The sequence below is a fragment of the Brevundimonas sp. GN22 genome (genome assembly GCF_054824005.1).
In genome coordinates this window covers 1-5,530 of sequence record NZ_JSYD01000038.1, presented here as the reverse complement: position 1 = coordinate 5,530, position 5,530 = coordinate 1, and the positions used below count along the sequence as shown (strand labels likewise).

At 63.6% G+C, this 5,530-nt stretch carries 5 protein-coding genes and 1 pseudogene; all 6 read left to right on the top strand.

What is annotated here, in order from left to right; translation table 11 throughout:
• Positions 1 to 532, top strand: a pseudogene (locus OB03_RS06105) (dihydroxy-acid dehydratase); the annotation flags it as partial.
• A gap of 8 nt (positions 533 to 540) precedes the next feature.
• Positions 541 to 1,548 carry a ketol-acid reductoisomerase gene (ilvC, locus tag OB03_RS06100; protein ID WP_461343535.1) on the top strand — a complete coding sequence of 336 codons (1,008 nt, stop codon included), beginning with the start codon at positions 541 to 543 and terminating at the stop codon, positions 1,546 to 1,548.
• 27 nt (positions 1,549 to 1,575) lie between these two features.
• Complete coding sequence (gene ilvG, locus OB03_RS06095; RefSeq protein WP_461343534.1) at positions 1,576 to 3,285, top strand: acetolactate synthase 2 catalytic subunit; 1,710 nt, start codon at positions 1,576 to 1,578, stop codon at positions 3,283 to 3,285.
• A complete protein-coding gene (locus tag OB03_RS06090; RefSeq protein WP_461343533.1) occupies positions 3,282 to 3,530 on the top strand; it encodes an ACT domain-containing protein in 249 nt (82 codons plus the stop codon). The genes ilvG and OB03_RS06090 overlap by 4 nt, the downstream gene beginning before the upstream one ends.
• Positions 3,531 to 3,583: 53 nt before the next feature.
• Complete coding sequence (locus tag OB03_RS06085; protein WP_461343532.1) at positions 3,584 to 4,549, top strand: branched-chain amino acid transaminase; 966 nt, start codon at positions 3,584 to 3,586, stop codon at positions 4,547 to 4,549.
• Positions 4,536 to 5,530: aconitase family protein (locus OB03_RS06080; protein ID WP_461343531.1), on the top strand; the 995-nt coding region annotated here is incomplete at its 3' end. The genes OB03_RS06085 and OB03_RS06080, both read left to right, overlap by 14 nt.

Here is a 5,530-nt window from a genome sequence, read left to right as displayed (position 1 = left end):
TCGCTTCACCGGTCCGGCCAAGGTCTATGACTCTGAAGAAGAGGCATTCGCCGCCGTCCAGTCTGGCACCGCTGGCGAAGGTGACGTCATCATCATCCGCTACGAAGGCCCCAAGGGCGGCCCCGGCATGCGCGAGATGCTGCAGATCACCGCCGCTCTGAAAGGTCGCAAGGTCGAGAACGTCGCCCTGCTGACGGATGGCCGCTTCTCGGGTGCGTCTTACGGCTTCGTTGCAGGCCACGTTTCGCCGGAGGCTGCTGTCGGTGGCCCGATCGCCCTGATCGAAACCGGCGACACCATCACCATCGACGTCACCAACCGCCGCATCGACACCGATGCCGACCTGACCGCCCGCCGCGCCGCCTTCACCATGCGTGAACTGCGCGAGGCTCGCGGCGTCTTCGCCAAATACCGCGCCAGTGTTGCCTCGGCTTCGCAAGGTGCCGTGACCATCCCGAACCCGCCTCCGGCGCAAACGCCGGATCGCTACCAAGCCATCGCCCAAACCGACACCGTTTCCGAGGACGCCTGATCATGGCCATCACCATCTATACCAACGAAGACATCAAGCCGGGCGCTATCGCCGGCGAGAAGATCGCTATCATCGGCTATGGCTCGCAAGGCCGCGCCCACGCCCAGAACCTGAAGGACTCGGGCCATGACGTGATCGTCGGCGTTCGTCATGGCGGCATCGGCTGGAAACACGCCACCGAAGACGGCCTGACCACCGCCGAGCCTGCCGAAGCGGTCAAGGACGCCGACATCATCGCCATCCTGACGCCCGACATGGTTCAGGCCGAAGTCTATAAAGAGATCATCGAGCCGAACGCCAAGAAGGGATCGGCCCTGCTGTTCGCACACGGCTTCTCGATCATCTACGGTCGCATCACCCCGCGTGAAGACATGGACGTCATTCTGGTGGCGCCGAAGGGTCCGGGTGATCTGGTCCGCCGCGAGTTCCAACGCGGTCGCGGCGTGCCGTCGCTGTTCGCTATCGAGAAGGACGTCACCGGCAAGGCGCGTGACCGTGCCATGGGCTATGCCAAGGGCAATGGCGGCGCGACCGGCGGCCTCTTGGAAACCACCTTCCGCGAAGAAACCGAAACCGATCTGTTCGGTGAACAGGCCGTCCTGTGCGGCGGTGCCAAGGAACTGGTCATCCGTGGCTTCAACACTCTGGTCGACGCTGGCTACCAGCCCGAGATCGCCTACTTCGAATGCCTGCACGAGCTGAAGCTGATCGTGGACCTGTTCTACGAAGGCGGCATCTCGAAGATGCACCACTTCATCTCCGAGACCGCCAAATGGGGCGCTCTGGTTTCGGGCCCGCGCGTGGTCAACGACGAGACCGCTGACCGCATGAAGGACGTTCTGAACGACATCCAGTCCGGTGAGTTCGCCCGTCGCTGGATCGAGGAGAACGAGCAAGGCAAGCCGGAATACGAGCGCCTGATGCAGGTCGACCGCGACACCCAGATTGAAGAGGTCGGTGCCCGTCTGCGTGAACGTATGGCCTGGTTGCAGGCTGCCAAACCTCAAGCCGCCTAATCGGCATCCCCCACGGACCCCGCCCAGATGACTGTCGCCACCATTCAAATGCCCGCCAACGAGACCACCGCCCAAACCGGTGCCAGCCTCGTCGTCTCCACTCTGGAGCGGATGGGCGTGGATGTGGTGTTCGGTTATCCGGGCGGGGCCATCATGCCGATCTATGACGCCATCGCCGGATCGGGCGTGCGTCACTATCTGTGCCGCCATGAGCAAGGCGCGGCCTTCGCCGCCGATGCCTATGCCCGCGCCTCGGGCAAGGTCGGCGTCTGCATGGCCACCTCTGGTCCCGGTGCCACCAACTTGGTCACCGGCATCGCCAATGCCATGCTGGATTCGGTTCCCATGGTCTGTATCACGGGCAATGTTCCGCAGGCCGTCATGGGCACCGACGCGTTTCAGGAAGTCGACATCATGGGCGTGACCATGCCCCTGGTGAAACACTCCTATCTGGTCCGCGATGCCGCCGACGTTCCGGCCATCATCGAAGAGGCCTTCCATATTGCGCGCACGGGCCGTCCCGGTCCGGTTCTGATCGACCTGCCAAAGGACATCCAGTTCCAGCAGACCGACAGCGTTCGCGCCTTCCACCTGCCGAACGACAACGGCATTGCCGACAGCGCCGCGATCATGGCCGCTGCCGAGGTTATCCGCATCGCAAAGCGTCCCATTCTATATATAGGCGGCGGTGCGAAGATTTCCGGCGCGGTCGAAGCCGTGCGCGAGTTCGCACGTCTGACCGGCATCCCGCAGGTTTCGACCCTGAACGCGCTGGGCACCATCCCGACCGGTCAGGACAACTATCTTGGCATGCTGGGCATGCACGGCACCCGCGCCGCCAATGATGCTGTTCAGGCTTCCGATCTGCTGATCGTTGTCGGTGCCCGTTTCGACGACCGCGCTACCGGCAAGCTGGCCGAGTTCGCCCCCAATGCAGGTGTCATCCACTTTGATGTCGATGCGTCCGAGATTGGCAAGCTGCGCCCCGTCGCCGTTCCGGTTGTCGGCGATCTGCGCCCCAATCTGGAAGCGCTGAACCGCGAGCTGCAATCCGGCACCGCCATCAGCGTCGGCGAATGGGCCGATAAATGCCGTGCCGAAATGGCCGCCTGTGCGGTTAATTATAATGCACCGGGTGACAGCATCTATGCGCCCGCCCTGCTGGACGAACTGTCGAAGAAGGCTGGCCCCTCCTTCATCGCCGCCTGCGATGTCGGCCAGCACCAGATGTGGGTCGCCCAGCACTGCGAGTTCTCGCGTCCGCAAGCCCACATCACTTCGGGTGGTCTGGGGGCCATGGGGTTTGGCCTGCCTGCGGGCATCGGGGCCAAGCTGGCCGACCCTAGTGCCTGCGTCGTCACCATCACCGGCGACGGTGGCGTGATGATGAACATTCAGGAACTGGCCACGGTCAACCGCTTCAACATTCCGCTGAAGATCGTGCTGCTGGACAACTCGCGTCTGGGCATGGTGCGCCAGTGGCAGGAGTTCTTCTTCGAGCGAAACTTCTCCGAGGTCGACCTGTCCGACAACCCCGACTTCGTGAAGGTCGCCGAGGCCTTCGGCATCCCCGCCTTCCGCATCGACGCCAAAGATCAGGTCTCGGAAGGCATCGACCGCCTGCTGGCCGCCGATGGTCCGATCCTGATGCACGTCATCATCGATCCCGAAGACAACGTCTGGCCGCTGGTTCCGCCGGGCAAGAACAACGCTGAAATGATGGAGGGCTCACGATGAGCAACACGATCCATATCCAGATCGACCGCGCTGAGGGTTCGCTGCAGCGTCTGATCGGCCTCGTGGAGCGCCGTGGGTTCGAGATCCACGGCATGAATATGAACGAGGTGGGCGACTGGCGCACTCTGGCCCTAACTGTGGCCAGCCGTGACGGCACCCGCTGCATCGACAATCTGGGCCGCCAGATTGACCGCCTGTTCGGCGTGCGACGCATCGAGGCTCCGGCCTCGGCCAACGCCGCCTGATCCCTTTCTAAGAGTAACCCGCGGCCTCGGCCGCAAGACTGGACGACCAAACTATGAAGCCGCTGGCCAAGCAAATCTGGTTCAATGGAAAACTGACGGCGTGGGAGAACTGCACCGTCCATGTGATGAGCCATGCGCTTCACTATGGCACCTCGGTGTTCGAGGGCATCCGCGTCTATGACACGCCGAACGGTCCGTGCGGCTTTCGCCTGACCGACCACGTCGCGCGTCTGCACGACAGCGCCCGCATCTATCACTTCCCCATGCCCTATTCGGTCGAGGAACTGGTGCAGGCCTGCCGTGACACCGTCGCCTCAGAAGGTCTGAAGTCGGCCTATATCCGCCCGCTGGCGTTTCTGGGTGGTTGCGGCATGGGTGTGACCCCGTCGCCCGAAGCCATCACCACCGACGTTATGATCGCCGCCTTCCCGTGGGGCGCCTATCTGAGCGAGGAAGCTCTGGAGAAGGGCATCGATGCCTGCATCTCCAGCTGGAACCGCGTAGCCCCGAACACCATCCCGACCGGAGCCAAGGCGGGTGGCAACTATTTGTCCGGCTATCTGATCGGTCGCGAAGCCCGTCAGGGCGGCTATGGCGAAGGCATTGCCCTGGGCACGGACGGCCTGCTGTCCGAGGGCGCTGGCGAGAACCTGTTCGTCGTGCGCGATGGCGTGCTGATGACCCCGCCGTCGTCTTCCTCGATCCTGCAGGGCATCACCCGCGACAGCGTCATCAAGCTGGCCCGCGGTCTGGGCTACGAGACCCGCGAACAGACCATGACCCGCGAGAGCCTGTATGTGGCCGACGAGGTCTTCATGACCGGCACCGCTGCCGAGATCACCCCTGTTCGCTCTGTTGACGGCATCACCACCCGGGCCGCTGGGCCCGGCCCTGTGACCAAGGCCATCAACAAGGCCTTCCGCGGCCTGTTCGATGGTACGACGCCGGACCGCTACGGCTGGCTGGAGCCGATCCACACCGCCAAAACCGTCTCGGAGCGCCAACATGAGCCAGCCTAAGACGTTGTATGAAAAGGTGTGGGAGCGCCACGTCGTCGTTGAGGAAACCGACGCGACGCCGGGTGTGATGTATGTGGACCTGCATCTGGTCCACGAGGTCACTTCGCCCCAAGCCTTCTCCGAACTGGATGCGCGCGGCCTGAAGGTGCGCCGTCCGGACCGCACCTTTGCCACTTTGGACCACTCCACCCCGACCCTGCCCGCAGGACCGGATGGCAAGCGTCCCTACATCACCGATCAGGCCCAAAAACAGGTCGAAACGCTGGAAGCCAATACCCAACGCTTCGGCATCGAACTGGCCGGATGGGATAGCGACCAGCGCGGCGTGGTTCACGTCATGGGGCCGGAACTCGGCCTGACCCAGCCGGGCATGACAGTTGTCTGCGGCGACAGCCATACCGCAACCCACGGTGCCTTCGGCGCTCTGGCGTTTGGCATTGGCACCTCGGAAGTCGGCCATGTGCTGGCAACGCAATGCCTGCTGCAACGCCGCGCCAAGACTCTGCGTGTCACCGTTGACGGTGAACTGCAACCGGGCGTCTCGGGCAAGGATGTGGCGCTGGCCATCATCGCCGAAATCGGCTTCGGCGGTGGCACCGGCTACGTGATCGAATACGCTGGCTCGGCCATCCGCTCGCTGGACATGGAAGGGCGTATGACCCTGTGCAACATGTCGATCGAAGCGGGGGCGCGTGCGGGCATGATTGCACCCGACGCCACCACCATCGACTGGCTGCGCGGTCGCAAGCACGTACCCGCTGACTATGAGGCCGCGGCCAAGGACTGGCTTTCGCTGGCCACCGACGAAGGCGCAGTATTCGACAAGGAAGTGCGTCTGGAAGGCTCGGCCATCCGTCCGATGGCGACGTGGGGCACCACCCCTGATGCCGCCGCCCCCATCGGCACCCCCGCCCCGCAGCCGCAGTCGGAATCCGATGCCAAGGCTTTGGCCTATATGGGTTTCACCGCGGGCAAAGTGAC